The sequence below is a fragment of the Streptomyces sp. NPDC001914 genome (assembly GCF_042891215.1).
Classification (GTDB): domain Bacteria; phylum Actinomycetota; class Actinomycetes; order Streptomycetales; family Streptomycetaceae; genus Streptomyces.
This window is the reverse complement of sequence record NZ_JBIASW010000018.1, coordinates 146,516-164,557: the sequence shown is the minus strand read 5'-3', so window position 1 is coordinate 164,557 and position 18,042 is coordinate 146,516. Positions and strand designations below refer to the sequence as shown.

Genomic DNA, 18,042 nt, shown 5'->3' with positions numbered 1-18,042 from the left:
GCCGACCCACCAGGGCAGCCAGGCCCGTTGCTCCCTCTCCGTGGTCGGTGCGGCAATTTCAGCCAGCGTAGGGACCCCGGACGATGCTCTTCCCGGAATGATCGGGTTTCCCGTTGTAGGACTGGATGGAGACGTCGACGACGGAGTATTCGCTCAGGTCGATGTTCTCTGGGACTGGGAGCGTGGCCCGCCCGTCCGGGTCGAGGACGCCCATCGAGACCAGCTTGGTGTGAGAACGGTTCATGAGCCAGACCTCGAAATAGCCCGAGGTTGAGGGAAGTCCCCTGACGTCTATTGTCAGGCTGCGGTGTGTCTGCGTTCCACGCAGGCTGGCATAGCCGGTGGATGCGGACCGAAGCGAGTCGAGCGGTTTGCCGCTGGCCACTGCCGCTGTGCTGTCACTGTGCGTGGCCCACCACGTGACGGCGCTGCCCGCAGCAGCACCGAGCAGGGCAGCACACGCAGCCAGGACAACACTGAAACGCGCCCGTCGATGAATACGCAGCCGCTGCATCGCCCCTGACGTAACTTCAGTGAACTCTATCGGCGAACGCGCTCCGTCGCGCTGGCGGTCGCCTGTGACGATCGCGTGGAAGTCGTCGTCGACCACGGCGGAAGACTCGGAGAAAGGCCGTTCAGAGATGGAGAGCTCGGCTGCGATGTCCGTCCACAACTGTGCGGGCGGCTGCAGCAGCAGGCCTTCGTCAGGTTCCAGGGCCTGGGCCGTTGTTACCACGCGGCGAAGGGAGTCGAGTTCCCTCTGACAGGCAGGACAGTTCTGAAGGTGGAGTTCATCGCTGGCGGCAGGCACCTCTCCGAGGGCCATCAAGACCAACGTCTCCTCGTCAGCGTGCTTCACTGTCCACCTCCAGTCGATGCTTCAAGCGCATCATCCCGCGCCGTGTATGACTTTTGACCGTCCCCAGCGGCATACCCGTCCGCTCGGCGATCTGCGCTTGGCTCAAATCCTCGTAGAACGCCATCCTGAGGACCGCCTGCTGGGGAGCAGGCAGTTGTTCAAGTTCGTCCATGACCACGATGTGGTCAACAACCCTGTCCGCCGTCGTGGCCAAGCTCCCCGCATGATCCGAAACGGTGACGGCGACTACGGCCTGCTGGTCGCGCAGGTGCCGCGAGCGCCGGTCCAGCGCATCGATCGTCTTCTTGTAAGCAATGCCCACCAGCCACGTCTTCAGCGAGCCCCGGTCACGGTTGAAGTTCTTCCGGCCCTTCCAGGCGCCCACAAACACCTGCTGCGTGACGTCCTTGGCCTCTTCCGGATCGCCGAGTTTGCGGGAAGCGATCGTGAAGATCAGCGCTCCCCAGCGCCGGTAGGCCTCATTGAGACATGCCTCGTCCCCGTCGGCGAAGCCGTCGGCGAGCAGGTCATCGGACAAAGGGGTGGTCACCGGCGCTACTGTAGCGGCGAGCACACGGGATCCGCCCCAAAGCGCCGTCATCGGCTCACCAGTTCCGCCGTGACAACCAAATTGTTCTGATATCCACCCTCACCGGCGTCGTACGGCCCCGTGCATGTGATCAGCGTCAGCACCGCCGGCCCGTCAACACGGAATGCCCCCACAGCACCCAGGCCGTCCTTCGCAACCGTCTGGCGAGACACCACCCGATAGTCAGCGATACGGCCAGCAGACCGCGACACCCGCACGACGTCACCGCGGCGGACATCGTTCAGCGCCACGAGGACACCCAAGCCGCGCCCCCGAGAATCGACATGCCCGACGATCACCGACGACCCGGTCGATGCTCCCGGCGCAGGTGAGAAGCGGTACCAGCCAACCCGCTTCGGATCACCCGGCACCTCCACCTGCCCCGCGCTCGTCACCCCCACCGCGTCAATCGCAGCCCTCACCCTCAGCCGGGCAATCGACAACGACAGCGGAACGGAACCGGCAGCCGTCGAGGCCACTCCCCCGCTGCCAGTCGCTGACGCGACGCTCGAGGACTCTGCAACGGACCGATACGGCGACACCGCACGTGAAGCGGGCTCGGACAAGGCGCCGGCCTGTGGTGACACACCGAAGTCGGAAGCGCTGCCCGTATCCGTGACCCACGCTCCAACCGCCCACGCCCCTGCCGCAAGCACACCCACGAGTGCCAGCAAGAGCGCCACCCACACGGAACGCCGCCGCCAGGACCTGCTCATGAAATATCGCCACTTTCACCGTCGGAACGAGAAAAGCTGTACGAAGAAGACGACCGATCAACACCGGCAGGCCGCGCGGATATGGCCTGCGCAGCGAGTGCTGTCTGCTGATGCTCGCGGCGGGGGCGCCAACTACAGACCACACCCCCGCCGCCGCCGTGCAGTGCGTGCCGTTTCAGCTGCTGGTGCGCAGCCTGCGGACAAGCAGGGCAGCAGCCATCGTGGACATGCCGGCCAGGGCGAGTGCGCCCACCGGGACGTTCTCGTTGTGCGACGCGGCCTGCCCGCTCGCACCGGCCGGAACTCCGCCGGGAGCCGAGTGCATACCCGTCAGCGTCTGCATTTTGAGCGCCAGGCTCTTGTCCTTGGCACTGCCCCACGCGTAGACGACCGTGTTCGTGCCCTCCGCGAGGCTGAGGTCCGCCGGACCGATGGCCACAGTGCCGGTGCCCGCCAGAACCACGTCGGCGGAGATCGTTCCGGCCGCGACCTCGCCCTTGGCTTCCTCGGCGTTGACCAAGTCCTTGAACACAGGCTTCTTGCCCGCCCGCACATCGACCGGCGGGGCGGCCGCGACGTGCCGCACCGTCAGGCGGGCCTTGCCCGCCGCAACCTTCGAGACGTCGTTGACGAACGCGTCCAGGACCGGCTTGCCGGCCTCGGACAGGTGCGCGACCAGCGTCGCGTTCGCGCCGGCCGGGACATCGACCGTCTTCTCGATGGCCGGTGTCCCCTTCGGACCGTCACCGTCCTTGAAGATCTTGATGTCGTAGGAGCCGGCATCCAGCTTCATCGGATCGGTCAGCGTGCCCGGCTCGAAGTTCGGGATCAGCTCCTTGCCGCCCGCATACACGTCAACTGTCAGACCAGGCACGGCATGCAGGACCGACACCGTCGCCTGACCGGCGGACTGCGGAGCGGCCGCCGCGGCTCCGCTTCCGATTGCGGACAAGACCAGGGTTGCGGCCGCGACAGCGGCACCCGTAACACGAACGCTCATGACACTTTCCTTCCGACCAGGAGCACAGCGGATGAGTCGAGGACGCATTCCGCCGCCAACTCCAGATCGGTTGCACAAAAACTGATGCCTTCCACGAAGGGTCAAGGACCGCAGCGCGACGCGAAATCGGTGCCGCGGAAGCTGCATCCACTCCCAGGGGAGTGCCGGAATGCGTCCCCGTCACCTGCTCCAACCCGTATCGCTTCGTCTTCCTTCAGGAGTGAACTGCCATGACTCGCACCGTCCTTGCCACCGCCGCCGCGTCCGCTGTCGCGGCCCTGGTGATCGCAGCTCCCACCGCGTCCGCCACCGCCCACCCCGTGCACGTCAAGAGCGGCCACACCTCCGTGACCGTGAACCCGGCGATCGCCAAGGCCCTGCTCTCCAACGGAATCGCCCCCATCGTCACCCGTCCCGGCAAGCCGTCACTGACCACCGTCGGCGACCAGCCCACCCTCAAGGCCACCTACCCCATCACCGGCGGCTCCCTGACCACCAGCCCCCTCGGCGGCACGATCAAGCACAAGGGCGGCCTGAAGTTCACCAACGTCTTCAACGGCCGATCCCTCGAGGTTAAGAACTTCACCATCAACCTCACCAAGGGCCAGCTCACCGGACGCGTCGCCGGCACCACCACCCGCGTCCCTGTCTTCAAGCTCGACCTCACCACCGCCCACGTCAAGCTCACCAAGCACGGCGCCGACGCCACCAACGTCACCCTCAAGCTCACCAAGGAAGCAGCCGGCGCCCTCAACACCACCCTCAAAACCGACCTCTTCACCACCGGCCTGACCGTCGGAACCGCCGACACCTACCCCCGCTTCTAACCCGGGACCAGACCCGACGCGGCGGCACAGGCGGTGCCCCTGTCTGGGGCACCGCCTGTGCCGCGTCGATGCGTACATCGACAAAGACGTCGCCACCCAGCTCGGACGGACCGGCCGCTTCCTCAAGCTGCCGCGCACCCGGCCAGCAACAAGCAGCGAGCCAGACACCGGGCGCCGGCGGCTGCGAAGGATCACCCTCGGAGACCCCTTCGGCTTCCTGGAGGGCGCGCCCGCCCAAGGGCGGGCACCCTGACCCCGGGGGGCAGGCAGTGGGACGTCGCCTGGCGCCGCCGCCGCTTCCACTCGCGGGATCATGGTTTCCAGATGAGCGCCCTTGACCCAGGAGCCCAGCAGGTCGCGGTGGCAGGGCCACGATGCCCTGGGGCGGGCCCCGCCGAGCGCGGTCTTGGTGAACGTGCGGGAGGTGGTGACGAACAAGGCGATGTCGGCGTCGTGTTCGGGGCGGGCAGTGCCGACGAGCTTCTGCACGTCCTGCGAGGGCACGCTTCGGTGCGGGGCATACTTTTTTGCACTGGACGACCAGTTTGCGACCATCAGCCAGGTAACCGACGACGTCCACGCCGAGGTCGCCGCTCTTGCCGCTGACGACGACTTTCGTGCAGCCGTCCCGCCCACAGATCGGCGACATACGTCTCGAATCACGCCACGACAACGCGTCAACCTCGGCCATCGCCAGCTCCCGTGCCCTGGCTTCCCCCCTGAGCTCGCCACTCGCGGTCCTGGCCGACCGCAAGACGGTTCGATCGCAGCAGCACCCATCCGGCCGTGCTTGCCGCAGCTGCGGCAAGCACGGCCACCAGGACGGGCCACACTCAACAGTGCCCGAAGCCGAGGATTCCGAGGCAGCCGGGACAGACGGTGGGGGGGTGCGGTGGGAGGGTTTGCAGGCGGTCGCCTGCGCAGCGGCGACCGCCTGGTCCTGCCGTGGCTGACCATCACGGCAGACAGCCGCCCTTGCCGGAAGCGAGCGAGGGGCGACGTGACGCCTGATCGTCCCTCAGCCCTCTGCCGCCAGGACAGCGACTCGCCCGGAGCCAGTCGCCACCGGCAACAAACGCCCCGTCTGGGCGCAGGAAGACCGCCGCATCGTGTCGTACCCGACGCCGCGTCGTTGAACGGATCGGCGCGCGGACATCGACGCTCTTGAGACCCGTGCGTCCCATTCGAGGGCCCGAAGCACTGAGGAGCCCGCTTCGGGCCCTCACCCCTGTGCGGCACCCGCGCAGCGCTGGCGTCCGCGCTGGTGCAGGATGGCATTGCGGCCCGGCGCCGACTCACCCGCCGATGCCGGGCCGCCTCACCGAAGTCGGTGCACAGCCAACCACCGGCCACGCGGGCCCGCCCGGATCATCTAGGACGGCCCGCGTGGTCACAGACGGTCTCCCCCGCACCGATGACGGAGTCCTCGACCATCCCGCGCACAGAACCCGCCCTTCACCGGCGACCCGGGCTCGTAATTGCGGCTCTGCAGGCCCGGGTCGCACCACCCCTTCAGCAATACCGTCACCCGTCTGGCCCGCCGGTATCGCGGCGCTGGGCCTTCAAGACAAGACTGATCCTGACAGGCGGCCCGGAACGCCCCTCCAGTGCATCCCCGGGCCGCCTCTCCTATGCCGCGCCCGGTGGCGTCTCTTGGTCCGCGCCTAGCGTGACCGGATTCCGGCACATCATGCAGTGGCGGCCAGGGGCGGTCGTCCCGGCGGGGAGACGACCAGACGACCGTCCCGCCTGCCACGACGTACCACACCAGGCCGACCCGCCTCTCTCATACGAGCCCACAGGACGAAAGGCGGATCACCCATTGCGCACGACTTGTTGCCTCAGGTGATGCGGTGGGCCGGCAGCACGTCCCGGGACGCCCGGTAGCCTCAGGGACGGTTCGGCTCTGACAACGCTCTGGCAAGGCCGGACGACCCACCCCTCCCGGGTCGGGGCAGTGAACGGACATCGGGTCAGACATATACGCGATCAAGGACCGCGAGATGATGCGGCAGCGCGGTAGGCAGAAGTGGGAGATGCTGCCGTGCTGCTGCAACGGCGCGATGCTGCTATCCGTGCTGGTGGAGATGTTCGAGTGCCTCCAGCAGCACAGTGGGCCGATACCAGGAGCGTTACGTGGCGCCATCCGGGAGCCGGACCGCCTGCGGGAGGCGCGGGGCGGCTGCGGTGATACAGGTGCTGCTGCTGCCGTTACGGCCGCCGAACCCGACGATTCAGCCGAGCGGCGACCTTGAGCCGTGCTGCCGTATGACTGTTCGCGCCGATCGAATACCCGGTGACGGACCGGCCACGACTGTCACGGTCCGGTGATCAGGAGGCAGCATCGCCCCGAGGAGGCTGGCCTGCGGTGCATGACCGCGTCTACGGCTCACTGAGGGAGGCTTCATGCAGGCGTGGCCCCGAGCATCCTGCGACCGGGCAGGGTGACGCGTGAGGACTGGAAGCGGTGCTGGGCGGTCCCGTCCACGAGCGGTGTCCGGGTGCCGGGCAGCACCCGTCGCACTACGCGCCGGGTGCGGGGATCGTACTCGTCGAGCCGGAAAAGGTCGTCGCCGAAGCCGAGCTCGCCCGGGAGGCCAGGGGGCGTCTTGCTTCCCCCGTACCTCGCCGACGCTGCGGTGAAGGCGCACGCAGTGGTGGCCCTGCCCGGCTGGCTGGACGCCTACTCGCACGTGCTATACGGGTTCGTGCGCGAACTCGACCAGCAGGACCTCATCGTCGCGTCCCTGCCACTAGAGGAAGGCTGGGGCAGGCGGTTGCAACCTTCACCGGGCCGCTGGGCCCCGGCCCTCCGCGTGAGTGTCACGCCCGGGGGCGGTCAGGACGCGGTGGGGACCACCGCGTCGAGGCCGCGGGCGGCGACCAGCTGGGCACTGCCGTCGGACAGCCCCACCACGGCGAGGCAGCCGGCAGCCACCGCATCGGCCAGGACACAGGAGCGTTCCAACAGCAGGTCCACGGTGTGCTCGATGTGCTCGGCCAGAATCTCCTCGGTCATATCGCGTCCGGCGGCGCGGGCCGCCAGCACGCTCGGAGTCACCCGTTCGACAATGTCCCGGACGAAGCCGTCCGGCGTCCGCCCGTTCTCCAGGGCGGAGGCCGCGGCGACCGCGCCGCACGAGTCGTGGCCAAGGACAACGACCAGCGGCGCCTTGAGGACGCTCACGCCGAACTCGATAGACCCGAGGACTTCGCTACCGGCGACGTGCCCGGCAGCGCGGACCACGAACAGATCGCCTAGGCCACGGTCGAAGATGATCTCGGCAGCCAGCCGGGAATCGGAGCACCCGAACACCACGGCGAAGGGCTGCTGGGACGGTGCGATCTCGGCGCACTTCCCCGACTTGACTACTGCCTCCAGCGTTTTGCTTCATGCCGGCTCCGTCAGCCTGCTGTGGTGATAAGGACACCGCCAGCCCTCGGTCACGGTGCGGCTCTCAAGTCGCGAACGCCGAAGCTCAAGCAGCACGCCTCCTCGCGCGTGTTCGTCCGCTTCGAATGTGCGGCAACGACCGGGCCACGTCTGTCACAGACCGGTGACCGCTGACGCCGCCGGGCGCCTCCTGCGGGCCGCCGGATCCATGATCGCCTTCCGACATCAAGACCCGGAGGGGGAAGCTCTCATGCTGACCACATTGCGCAGCGCCATCATGGCGGTCGTCCTGGCGGGCGCGCTTGTTGCCCCGGTTGCGGCAGCGACCGAGGCGGCCGCGGCAACCTGCGCCCGGCACACCACTGGTGTGTGCAAGACCAGCTCGCCCCACCCGCGCGGGGCGACAGCCAAGTGCAAGGACGGCACCTACTCCTACAGCGCCCACTTCCGCGGCACCTGCTCGCACCACCGGGGCGTCAAGTACTGGTACCGCTGACCACCGGCTGCAGCTGCACGGAGTCCGAACCCGTGCGAAGACCGGCGTTCCGTGCAGCCGGATGGGCTCCTCGTGTCCAGTCCTCTCGCACGTCGTTGAACGGGACAGCTCCCGTTTTCCGGCCGTGAACCGGAGGTGGGAGGGCTGAGCACTCGACTTCCGCTGCCCGGTCTAGGATGCTCAGCCGTAGCCCCGGTCCCGGCCGCGCTCTGGACGGAACCGGGGCTGCCTGCTGTGCGATCGGCGCCCGCATTGTGCCTCGCCGCAACGCCGTCAAGGACTGGCGCATGTCATGTGCGGCAGATGGGGGCAGTGTCGGCCCTCTTCCGGCGGGGCGAGCAGCGTGTCGTCCTTCCTTTCGGGGCCGGTGACGGGCTGCCCGCAGCGCTTGCAGGACGACCAGTACTGATCTCGCAGCCGTCTGCCGATGAGCAACGACTTTTTACGGGCAGTCGCCACGCGAGAACTCAGTCGTTTGCCAGCGGGAAGGCAGTGGCCGCGCTCGTACCTGGCCTCGCCATGCCGGCCACCAGGGTTCAGGCAGTGGCCTGATCGCTGTCCGCACCGGCCGCCGCTGATCTGCTCCAGGGCCAAGTCTTCGTCTTCGAAGTGGCCGCACTCAGTAGAACCATCGGCCGAACATTTCTGCTGAACATCGGCAAGGGACGACAGATAGAGCACCTCAAGATAGGTAGCCTGTTCGTTGCCTAAGGGCAGCCGCTGATGTGGCGAGAGCGCCGTACTGGCCGGGAGACCGTACTCACGGTCGTTACGCTCACGCGGCTCGACAAGAAGCTCCTGATGAACGGCAAGCCTTTTTCTACCGGGGCGCGGACTCGCCCTCGAGGAGGGCCAGTCCGAGCGGGGTCGGGCTGTGCAGGACGGATTGCCCCGTCCGAGTGGTGCCGACGAGTCCGGCGGCCCGCAGGACACTGGCGTGCTGACTGGCAGTCGCCAGGGAGATCCCCACCCGTTCGGCGAGGGCGGTCGTAGTGGCCGGGGTACGCAGGGCCAAGAGCACAGCCGCCCGGGTCCGGCCGAGCAGAGGGCTCAGGACATCGGACGACGATAAGGCGTGCGCCTCGCTCGCCGTCATGGGATAGACCAGGGTCGTCGGCCGGTCCGGCCGGTAGACGACCAGGGCTCCCGTGGCGAACCAGGACGGCACGAGGAGCAGTCCGTTCCCGCAGAGCGGGATGTCGTACCGGGCCCTGGAGGGAAGGCTGAGCACCGGTGCCTGCCAACTCCACGTGGGACTGAGGGTGGTGAGCAAGGCGTCGACTCCCCCGCGCAGGAGGGTCTCGGCGCGCACCGCCCGGTCGGCCAGGGCATCGGCTCTGATGCGCGGCCACAACGAGGCCGTGGAGTAGGTGAAGTACTCCTTGAGGTCTCGGTGCAGGGTCCGGCGCGCCTGCGAGGAGCCGCGCGCGAGTTCCCGCACCCACCGGCTCGGGCGATCCGGAAAACCGTTCAGCCCGTGCTCGTCCGCCAGTCCCAGGTCAAGGGCGAGTCGTTCGGCGGGGGCGCCGGTGACGAGGTCCAGTGCGGTGGTGAAGTCCCGTGCATCGGGCTGGTGCAGGAAGTCGGGCAGGAAACCGGCGGAGGGAACGAGGTCGAGCAGCACGCCGGCCCGGGGCCGTACCGTCCTCATGTCCTGGCGCCAGCGGGCGAGGCCGGGCCGGGCGGAAGGAGCGGCGGGCGTGCCGCTCCGTAAGCGGCGCAGGCCAAGGACGGTCTCCAGCAGGACGTCGGGTTGCCGCGCGATCGTGATCCTGCCCATGTCCGCGGCGGAGAAGTGTATGCGCATCACAGCGAGGATTGTCCGGCAGGCTGCGCCTTTTCACGAGGGCCGAAAGGCGGTGCGGTCGGCCCCCGGACGCGGCGAGGCTTGCGGTCGCCACATCGATCCGAGAAGCCCCGGAGGTCCGTCAGGATGCGTGTCAGGCTCCGTACGTCCTGTCTTGTTGCCGCCGTCCTGGCGGCCTTTCCCGTCACTGTCGCTCCCCCGGTGTCGGCGCACGCACTGCCCGACACCTATGTCGTCTCCGACGCGCCGGGCGTCCTGCCCGAGGGCATCGCCGTCGATCGGGACGGCACGATGTACGTGTCCTCGGACGGCACCGGCACGCTGTACCAAGGCCATGTCCGCGATCCGCGGATGAGAGTGTTCCGCGCGCAGGAGGGACAGCACCGTCCCAGCACACTCGGGGTCCACGTCGACAGACGGGGACGGGTGTTCTCGGTGGGCGGCGCGGTCCTGACCGTCCACGACCGTTACGGGAACCTGCTGGCAGAGCGCACCGCTGCGCCCGGTCCCCTCGGAGCACCCGACCTCAACGACCTGGTGATCACCGATGATGCGGTGTACGTCACGGACTGGGCCAACCCCGTAGTCCTACGGGCTCCGCTGCGCAACGGCCGGCCAGGACGCCTCGAACCGTGGCTGGACATGCGGCCGGCGTTTCCCGGATTCCCCGCCCAGTACTGGCTGCTCAACGGAATCGTCGCGGACCGCTCCGGAAGAACCGTGCTGGTGTCGTCCAACGGCACCGAGGCCGTGTGGCGGATCGACACCACCACCCGTGCAGTCTCCCAGGTGGATCTAGGGGGCCAATCGTTCGGCGCCGACGGCATGGTCCTGGCGGGCCAGACCCTGTACGCCGTACTCAACTACGGCGCTCCGCACGGGGTGTACATCGCAAAGCTGGACAGCGAGCTGCGCGCAGGAACGGTGACCAACCGCATCACCGCAGAGCCCTTCGACCTGCCCACCACGCTCGCCCGCCACGGCTGCCGCCTCTACGTCGTCAACAGCCAGCTGGACGATCCGCCGGGAAGGCCGCCCTACACCGTCAGCGCAGTCGACGATCCCAGCTGTCAGCGCCGCTGACGTACCGCTCAGCAATCTTGGGGGCTGTCGATGTCTCTGGGTGGTGGGAGGTTGTGGATGGGGCAGAAACGGTCGTAATCCTGTTTCATCCCAGGACGCCCGGCCCTCGGGGCTGTGTGCTTCGAGCGCCGATTCGGTGCGACTGGGCGCATTCACTTCGGGGCGGTACGCCGGAAGCATGGCCAAGCGGCACCCTTACCCGAGTGATCTGTCCGATGCCCGCTGGGAGTTGGTCGAGCCGGTGCTCTCAGCTTGGCGCTTTGAGTGCCGCGGCAGAGCTCTGGACTTCGGCCAGCCGCCCGAGCACGACCTGCGCGACATCATGGACGCGATCTTGTATGTGGACCGCACCGGCGTCCAGTGGCGCTATCGTCCGCATGACTTCCCGCACTGGAATACGGTCTACGGCTGCTTCGCCCGCTGGCAGCAGGAAGCTGTTTTCGCCCAGCTCAACGGTCAACTCTTACGACATGAGGAAGGACGGGGAGCCGAACCATCGGCCTGCGTGATCGACGCGCAGAGCGTGAAAACCTCCGCCAGCGTGCTGGCCTCCGGTCAGGGTGTCGATGCGGGGAAGAAGATCGTCGGGCGGAAACGGAGCATCGTCACCGACACCATCGGCCTTCTGCTCGCCGCGCTGGTGACCGCGGCGAGCGCGCAGGGCTCCGTCGCGGCACCCGGCTCCTGGACCAGATCGCCGCCGAACATCCCCGCGTCCGCAAAGCGTGGGGCGACGGCGGCTACCGCCAGCACCTCGTCGAGCACGCCGCCACCCTCGGCATCGACATGGAAATCACTCAACGCAGACCCGGGACCAGGGGATCACCACGATCCCGAAACGGCGGGCGGTCGAGCGGACCTACGGCTGGCTCATGCTCCACCGCCGCCTGGCCCGCGACTACGAAACCCTGCCCACCCGATCCGAAGCCATGATCTACATCGCGGGCGCGCCCGAAGCCAGGCGATCCCGCGGATGCGGTCGCTTACAGGCCGAGGTCACTGAGACCGGGATGGTCGTCGGGGCGGCGGCCGAGCGGCCAGTGGTAGAGACGGTCGGACTCGCTGATCGGCAGGTCGTTGATGCAGGCGTGCCGGGTGTGCATCAGGCCGTCGTCGTCGAACTCCCAGTTCTCGTTACCGTAGGAGCGGTACCAGTTGAAGGAGTCGTCGTGCCACTCGTAGGCAAAGCGCACGGCGATGCGGTTGCCTTCCCAGGCCCACAACTCCTTGATCAGCCGGTAGTCCAGTTCCCGGGCCCACTTGCGGGTGAGGAAGGCGACGATCTCATCGCGGCCGGTGGCAAACTCGGCGCGGTTACGCCAACGGGAGTCCTTGGTGTACGCCAGCGACACCTTCTCCGGGTTGCGGGTGTTCCATCCGTCCTCAGCCAGGCGGACCTTCTCGATGGCCGTCTCCCGCGTGAACGGCGGAAGCGGAGGACGTTGGCTCATGCAATCTCCTCAAGACGGGCGCGGCAAGGCCGCACTGGGTTCCGGCCGCACAAGCCGCGGAAGAAGCAGAGGCGGGCGGCCGTTCATGCCGGCAAGGACGTCCCTGCTGCCAGGGAGGTGGGAGCTGTCGGGTACGCCCAGCGGTATCCACCGTAACGCGGGCTGCAGGCGATGGTTGCGTGTGAACGCACGGCGGGTCGACGGTCTGCGCCCGGTCGTGGACGGTCAGATCGGCGCTGGCCTGGTCTGCTTCAGCGCGTACCCGGCCGCTGCCAGGGGGCCAGCACGGCGTGAACAGTCCCGGTTCCTCCACCAGCCAGCCTCGCTCGACCGCCGTTCTACTTTCAACCAGAAGCCTTCCACTTGCTCTTGTCAGTTCCCAGGTTGCCCGGTCAGGCCGGATGCTTACATCGCATGGGCCACTTCTGAGCCGAATCCTTAAAAGCCCGCGCCAGTTCGGCAAGCTGATCACTGCGCTGCGGCGCGAGGGTGCGGATCCGGTGCGCAAGGGCCGGCGGTGGAGCCTGCCGCTGGAGGACCGCGTGCTGCTGGTCGCCGCCTACTGGCGCACCAACCTGACCCTGCGCCCAACTGGCGCCCTGTTCGAGGTGTCGAAGTCCGCGGCCGACCGCATCATCGACCACCTCGGACCCACGCTCGCCCTCCAGCAACGCAAGCGGTTCCGCAAGGACACCGTCCTGATCGTCGACGGAACCCTGGTCCTCACCCGCGACCACACCGTCGCCGAGCAGTCGAAGAATTACCGATACTCCACCAACCACCAGGTCGTCATCGACGCCGGCACTCGGCTGGTGGTGGTTGTCGGCCTCCCGCTGCCCGACAACCGCAACGACTGTAAGGCGTGGGAACTGTCCGGCGCGAAAGCCGCCGTTGGCAAGACCACGGTCATCGCAGACGGCGGTTACCGGGGCACCGGCCTGGCCATCCCGCACCGCCGCGAGAAGGAAAACCTGGAAGATCCTCCGCGACTGCCGCCTCAAGGTTGACGGCGTCTACCACGACCCTCGCCGGGTGACGAGGAAACAAACAGGTCAGCATGCACGTCGTAGATCATTTACGGGATAACGGTCAGACCTGGGGCCAGTCGTAGCTTCTCCGCCCCTGGGCTCCCTCGCCAGGGGAACGGCGTTCTACGTCCGCCGGGGCAGACTGGCAAACAGGTCGTGGAGCGCTCCGTCACCTGACCATGATCAAACCTCACAGGCCTCAGCTTCTCACCGCTTGTCACGCATGAGCCCGTCAGGGCGACCTTCCTCCCGTCTCGCTCGCATTGATGGCGCAAGTAGTTTAAATTTTAAATAATGTTTAGGATACTTCTATGATCCCGCTTTCTCCTGACGAACTACGCGCCTGGCGCTCGTACACCTCTGCAAGCACACTCCTCCAGGACGCTGTCGACCGCAGAGTCCAGGCAGACGCGGGCATGCCCCACCTCTACTACTCCATCCTGGCAACGTTGTCCGAGGCGCCAGAGCGCCGACTACGGATGATTGACCTAGCCGCAACACTCAAGATCACGCGTAGCCGCCTGACGCACGCAGTGGCTCGGTTGGAGAAGGACGGCACAGTACGCCGCGAGAGCTACCCGACCGACCGGCGCGGCCACAAGGTCGTGCTAACTGACGAGGGCATGAGCCTTGTGGAGCGGATCGCGCCCGGACACGTAGCGACTGTGCGGGCTGCGGTCTTCGACCGACTGACCGCAGAGCAGGTAGGCCAATTGGAAGAGATCTGCGATGCAATCACCCTGGCAATCCAGGGTAGCGACCCCGCAGCTGGCGGGGAGGATCTGCCGTGGCAACGGCGTACCCGTTCGACGTGATGGCGCATCAGCCGCACAGGCCGAGTGGTACGCCAGTGCAGAGACGATGCCTCAGCCAGATCATGAGTTGGCCATAAGTCGCCGAACCTTGCCCGGTCTAGCGCGGCGCTCACGCGGCGCGGGTCTACCCATTCGGCCAGTCGCACCGGCGCGTCGGACTGTTCGGCCAGCGGTTATCTACCCCTCGAACGCAAGCAGTGGGCGCAAACGCGCCGAGTCAGCGTGTAAGTAGCGTGGAGGTGGTCGGCCCTCCCCTCCAGATCGCGGCCCCGCTACAGGCCACGGCCGAGCCGCTAGCCGACACGACAAAGGTCGGTCCGGACGATCAGTCGGTGAGGTGGCTTCGTTCACTTCTAAGGGTTCTGGCTCAACTTCTGTGACGCGGCCACGCTGAGTGATGGCTGAGCTTCTCCGGGTAGTAGGTGAAGTCGCCCGAAAATCAGCCGTGGTCAAGGCGGTTGGGATGACAGTTCGGGGCCGTGGAAGAGATTGTGCTCCGGTTGAAGGAGCTGTTGTTCCCGTCGATCGCGGACGTTGCGGTGCTGTCGGCGGACGTGAGCATCGCGATAGTGCGGGTCGACGCGGAATGCACTGCGAATGGTGCCGCTTGCCCGGCGTGCGGGGTCTGGTCGAACCGGGTTCATGGTTCCTACCTGCGGTTTCCCGCTGATGTGCCCAGCGCCGGACGAAGCGTTGTTCTCAGTTGAGGGTCCGCCGGTTCGCCTGCGGGAACTCGGGGTGCACCCGCCGCACCTTCGTCGAGCAGATACCCGGCCTGACCCGTCGGCACGGTAAGCGGACCGAGCGGCTGCGCGCGACGCTGGCCGCGGTCGGTCTCGCCCTGGCGGGCCGTGCCGGCGCCCGCCTGAGCTCCGCGCTCGGGGTCTGCGTCAGCCGGAGCACCGTCCTGCGCCTGGTCGACGCCCTTCCCGAGCCGGAAGTGCCCGCCCCGCGTGTGGTCGGCGTTGACGAGTACGCCACCCGCAAGGGCCGCCACTACGGCACCGTTCTCGTCGACGTCGAAACCCGCCACCTTGTCGATCTGCTGCCTGACCGGGAGGCATCGAGCCTGGCGGCCTGGCTCGCCGATCGGCCCGGCGTCGAGGTCGTGTGCCGGGACCGGGCGCCGTTCTTCGCCGAGGGCGCCACCGCCGGTGCACCGCAGGCCGTCCAGGTCGCGGACCGGTGGCATCTCTGGCACAACCTCAGCGAGGCCACCGAGCGGAGCGTCGCCCAGCACCGTCGCTGCCTCCGCGCTCTGGTCCCCACGGTCCCCGAACCCGAACCCGAGGCTGTTCCGGCCGCGGACTCGTCCGGTTCTCCTTGGCCGCGCGGGCACCGATTCGCCGACCGGACGCGAGCCCGGCATGCCGGCGTCCACGCACTGCTGACGGCGGGACATAGCCGGCGCTCGGTCCAGCGGCAGCTCGGGATGACCTACCGCACCGTCAAGCAGTTCGCCGCCGCCACGACGCCGGAAGAGCTGTTCACCGGTCAGTGGCAGAACCGGCCCTCCGTCCTCGACGACTACAGGCCCTACCTGGACGACCGCTGGAGCGAGGGCTGCACCAACGCCTGGAGGCTGTGGGAGGAGATCGTGCCACTCGGCTACAAGGGCAGCTACCAGCGCGTTCGCGCCTACCTGCACGACAAGCGCACCTCACCGCAGCCGGTGACCGCCCGGCCGCCCTCGCCCCGGACCGTCGCCGGATGGATCCTCCGCCGTCCGGACACCCTTACCGAGACCGAGCAACTCCAGCTCAAGGCTGTCCGGACGCACTGCTCCGAACTCGAGGCCCTCACCGGGCACGTCCGCTCCTTCGCGACCATGCTCACCGAGCGCCAGGGCGAGCGCCTGCCCGACTGGCTCGACGCCGTCCGGCAGGACGACCTGCCTAGCCTCCACACCCTCGCCGCGGGCATCGACCGTGACCGCGACGCCGTCATCGCCGGCCTCACTTTGCCGTGGAGTTCTGGCGTCTGGGCACGTCAACCGGATCAAGATGCTCAAGCGCCAGATGTTCGGCCGGGCCGGCTTCCAGCTGCTGAGGAAGCGAGTCCTGCTCGCAGGATGAGCTCTGGTGCCGTGCGATAGATTGCGGGCGACACGAGAGAAGAGCTCGCATGGACTCCCGCATGCCGCGGTTGCGACGCAAGCTGGCACGCATCCCCTACGCGCCTGACCGAAGCCACTCCTTTGGGGAGGAGCGGCACGAATTTCGTCTCGGCCCCCGCCTCACCAACGGTCAGGCAGATGCCTTTCAGGCCGAGCATGACGTGGAACTCCCGCAGCCCTATCGAGACTTCCTCACCAACATGGGCGGCAGTGGTGCGTCTCCGTACTACGGACTGATCCCGTTGGAGGACTGCACGCTCTTCACGATGAACTCCAGAAACGCCAGCACGGTCTCAAGAGGATTCAGCCGGGCCTACCGCCCCACCCGCCGTGGTGACCTGTTCCTGCACGTCATCGAACGCGGCTGCAGCGATCTCGTCCTCATAGGCATAACCGGCCCTCTCACCGGGCGCATGCTCATCGGCAACGCAGACGGCTTCTGGGGCCCGAACGTCTCCTCAGTCCCGGACTTTCTCACCTGGTATGAACGGTGGCTCGACCACATGGCTGCCGGACAGGACAACCGGGCTCTGGAGCTCACCTCACCCCAGCTCCGGGCGCATCCGATTCGGCAGCGGCTCGCTCACTCGCCGTGACCACTCCACAGAACCTGAGCCAGAACCACTCGGGTTCTGGCTCAACTTCTGTGCAATCGAGCCGAGCCCCGGTGGCCGAGGCCGGCGCTCCGTGAACTGGCAGGTCGGCAGCCCGGCCCGAGGCAGGCATGAACCAAGTCGGCGCCAGTTCACAGAACCTGTGCCAGAGCCGCTACTCGTGAACAAAGCCAGTGAGGGCATGGCGGAGGGTTTCGCGGCAGTCGATGATGGCGTCGACGCCGACGATGTTGATGGTGCGCATAACCGCTTCACCGGCGTCGGCCAGACGCAGCCAGCCGCCGGCTTCGCTGAGGGTGCGGTGGGCGGCGATGAAGATGTTGATGCCGCTGGAATCCATGAAGGTGACCTGGCGCAGGTCGACCACGATCCGGGGACAGGGGGTGTCAGAGGCGTCCAGGGCCTGGCGGAGGGTGTCGCCGGTGTGGTGGTCGATCTCTCCGGCCAGGATCAACACGCGGACGCCGTCGGTTGCGGTGGTTGCGACCGACAGCTGACCGGTCTGCTCAGCATGTTCGGTGTCCGTCATTTTTCCCTCAGACATGCCATCGATCCTGGCACACTCAAGCCCTCGTGCGCAGTGCCGCCCGGCACGGTACAGGCAGCGCCGTGGTGTGGCCCAGTCAACAGAAGAGGCACGACATGATCGGGAGATGTGCGGGTAGACGCAGGCTTGTTGTGGACGGGGAATGAATGGACGGCCGTGATGGAACCAGACGTGGCGCTTAAAGGCGACGCTGTGCCGGACAGGCCGGTCCTCCAGACCAGCGTTGCCCTGGTCGGAGACGGCACGGACATCGCCCAGGGCCGCCACCTGGCAGCCGCCTTTCTCACCCGAGCCAAGGCCGACCACGGCCTGCCCGTCTCACAGCGCGCCATGGATCTTACTCAGCTGGTGGTCAGCGAACTGGTCACCAACGCCCGCAAGTACGCTCCCGGCCCGGTCCTATTGGACCTACGAATCCTCGGCGACCTGGTGGAAGTCGTGGTGTGGGACTGCGAGCCGGTCCTGCCGATCGCCCGGGCCGCGGACGCCGGCCGGGTCGGCCAGCACGGCTTGGAGATCGTCATGGCCGTCGCCCAGGGCTTCGAAGCACACCGAGAGCCAGTCGGCAAACGCATCACCGCACGCATCGCCCTGGCCAGCGACCCCGGCGACACTGTCACCGGACACCAGCCTGTGCACAACGGCTGACCACCGCCGCTCAGCCGGGCCGGGAAACCGGCAACGCGGCAGGTCAGAGCCG

Annotated in this window: 14 protein-coding genes and 3 pseudogenes; 9 read left to right on the top strand and 8 right to left on the bottom strand. The window is 67.4% G+C overall.

The genetic code is table 11. From position 1 onward, the window contains the following. Nucleotides 1–58: 58 nt before the first annotated feature. From ACFYYF_RS35460 to ACFYYF_RS35445, 4 genes are all read right to left on the bottom strand, one after another. Nucleotides 59–859, bottom strand: coding sequence for an anti-sigma factor domain-containing protein (locus ACFYYF_RS35460; protein ID WP_388782161.1), 801 nt, complete (start codon nucleotides 857–859; stop codon nucleotides 59–61). Continuing rightward, nucleotides 846–1,409 (bottom strand): RNA polymerase sigma factor, encoded by a 564-nt coding sequence (locus tag ACFYYF_RS35455; RefSeq protein ID WP_388782158.1) that lies wholly within the window; start codon nucleotides 1,407–1,409, stop codon nucleotides 846–848. Before ACFYYF_RS35455 ends, ACFYYF_RS35460 begins: the two co-directional genes overlap by 14 nt. A 47-nt stretch (nucleotides 1,410–1,456) precedes the next feature. After that, entirely contained in the window at nucleotides 1,457–1,927 is a 471-nt protein-coding gene (locus ACFYYF_RS35450; RefSeq protein ID WP_388782155.1) for a class F sortase, read from the bottom strand. 412 nt (nucleotides 1,928–2,339) lie between these two features. Further along, nucleotides 2,340–3,212 (bottom strand): DUF4397 domain-containing protein, encoded by an 873-nt coding sequence (locus ACFYYF_RS35445; RefSeq protein WP_388782153.1) that lies wholly within the window; start codon nucleotides 3,210–3,212, stop codon nucleotides 2,340–2,342. 182 nt (nucleotides 3,213–3,394) lie between these two features. Between ACFYYF_RS35445 and ACFYYF_RS35440 the strand changes: the two genes are divergently transcribed. Then, complete coding sequence (locus tag ACFYYF_RS35440; RefSeq protein ID WP_388782150.1) at nucleotides 3,395–3,991, top strand: hypothetical protein; 597 nt, start codon at nucleotides 3,395–3,397, stop codon at nucleotides 3,989–3,991. Between the two features lie 2,839 nt (nucleotides 3,992–6,830). Here ACFYYF_RS35440 and ACFYYF_RS35435 read toward each other — a convergent pair. Beyond that, a pseudogene (locus ACFYYF_RS35435) lies at nucleotides 6,831–7,343 on the bottom strand (carbonic anhydrase); the annotation flags it as partial. A 292-nt stretch (nucleotides 7,344–7,635) separates the two neighbouring features. Here ACFYYF_RS35435 and ACFYYF_RS35430 point away from each other — a divergent pair. Beyond that, entirely contained in the window at nucleotides 7,636–7,881 is a 246-nt protein-coding gene (locus ACFYYF_RS35430) for a DUF3761 domain-containing protein (RefSeq protein ID WP_388782147.1), read from the top strand. 820 nt (nucleotides 7,882–8,701) lie between these two features. On the opposite strand, the gene ACFYYF_RS35425 is transcribed toward ACFYYF_RS35430, so the two are convergent. Then, on the bottom strand, nucleotides 8,702–9,688 hold the full coding sequence (locus ACFYYF_RS35425; RefSeq protein ID WP_388782144.1) for an ArsR/SmtB family transcription factor: 987 nt from the start codon (nucleotides 9,686–9,688) through the stop codon (nucleotides 8,702–8,704). A 126-nt stretch (nucleotides 9,689–9,814) separates the two neighbouring features. On the opposite strand from ACFYYF_RS35425, the gene ACFYYF_RS35420 reads away from it, so the two are divergent. Together ACFYYF_RS35420 and ACFYYF_RS35415 are read left to right on the top strand one after the other, a co-directional pair. Continuing rightward, nucleotides 9,815–10,771 carry a hypothetical protein gene (locus ACFYYF_RS35420; RefSeq protein WP_388782141.1) on the top strand — a complete coding sequence of 319 codons (957 nt, stop codon included), beginning with the start codon at nucleotides 9,815–9,817 and terminating at the stop codon, nucleotides 10,769–10,771. 178 nt (nucleotides 10,772–10,949) lie between these two features. Further along, nucleotides 10,950–11,715, top strand: a pseudogene (locus ACFYYF_RS35415) (IS5 family transposase); the annotation flags it as partial. Between the two features lie 39 nt (nucleotides 11,716–11,754). Here the strand turns inward: ACFYYF_RS35415 and ACFYYF_RS35410 are convergent. Continuing rightward, nucleotides 11,755–12,222, bottom strand: a complete 468-nt coding sequence (locus tag ACFYYF_RS35410) for a DUF1348 family protein (protein WP_388782138.1) — start codon at nucleotides 12,220–12,222, stop codon at nucleotides 11,755–11,757. 401 nt (nucleotides 12,223–12,623) lie between these two features. Here ACFYYF_RS35410 and ACFYYF_RS35405 point away from each other — a divergent pair. The 4 genes and pseudogenes from ACFYYF_RS35405 to ACFYYF_RS35390 all read left to right on the top strand — a co-directional run bounded on the left by ACFYYF_RS35405 (nucleotide 12,624) and on the right by ACFYYF_RS35390 (nucleotide 16,777). Continuing rightward, a pseudogene (locus ACFYYF_RS35405) lies at nucleotides 12,624–13,308 on the top strand (transposase family protein). Nucleotides 13,309–13,561: 253 nt separating this feature from the next. Beyond that, nucleotides 13,562–14,065, top strand: a complete 504-nt coding sequence (locus tag ACFYYF_RS35400) for a MarR family winged helix-turn-helix transcriptional regulator (protein ID WP_388782135.1) — start codon at nucleotides 13,562–13,564, stop codon at nucleotides 14,063–14,065. 703 nt (nucleotides 14,066–14,768) lie between these two features. Continuing rightward, the gene (locus ACFYYF_RS35395; RefSeq protein ID WP_388782132.1) at nucleotides 14,769–16,160 is read left to right on the top strand and encodes an ISL3 family transposase; all 1,392 of its coding nucleotides are present in this window, start codon (nucleotides 14,769–14,771) and stop codon (nucleotides 16,158–16,160) included. Between the two features lie 29 nt (nucleotides 16,161–16,189). Then, nucleotides 16,190–16,777 carry an SMI1/KNR4 family protein gene (locus ACFYYF_RS35390; RefSeq protein ID WP_388782129.1) on the top strand — a complete coding sequence of 196 codons (588 nt, stop codon included), beginning with the start codon at nucleotides 16,190–16,192 and terminating at the stop codon, nucleotides 16,775–16,777. Between the two features lie 172 nt (nucleotides 16,778–16,949). Here ACFYYF_RS35390 and ACFYYF_RS35385 read toward each other — a convergent pair whose 3' ends face one another. Beyond that, complete coding sequence (locus ACFYYF_RS35385) at nucleotides 16,950–17,324, bottom strand: STAS domain-containing protein (protein ID WP_388782126.1); 375 nt, start codon at nucleotides 17,322–17,324, stop codon at nucleotides 16,950–16,952. Nucleotides 17,325–17,501: 177 nt separating this feature from the next. Between ACFYYF_RS35385 and ACFYYF_RS35380 the strand changes: the two genes are divergently transcribed. Continuing rightward, nucleotides 17,502–17,990, top strand: coding sequence for an ATP-binding protein (locus tag ACFYYF_RS35380; protein ID WP_388782123.1), 489 nt, complete (start codon nucleotides 17,502–17,504; stop codon nucleotides 17,988–17,990). The last annotated feature ends 52 nt before the right edge of the window (nucleotides 17,991–18,042 follow it).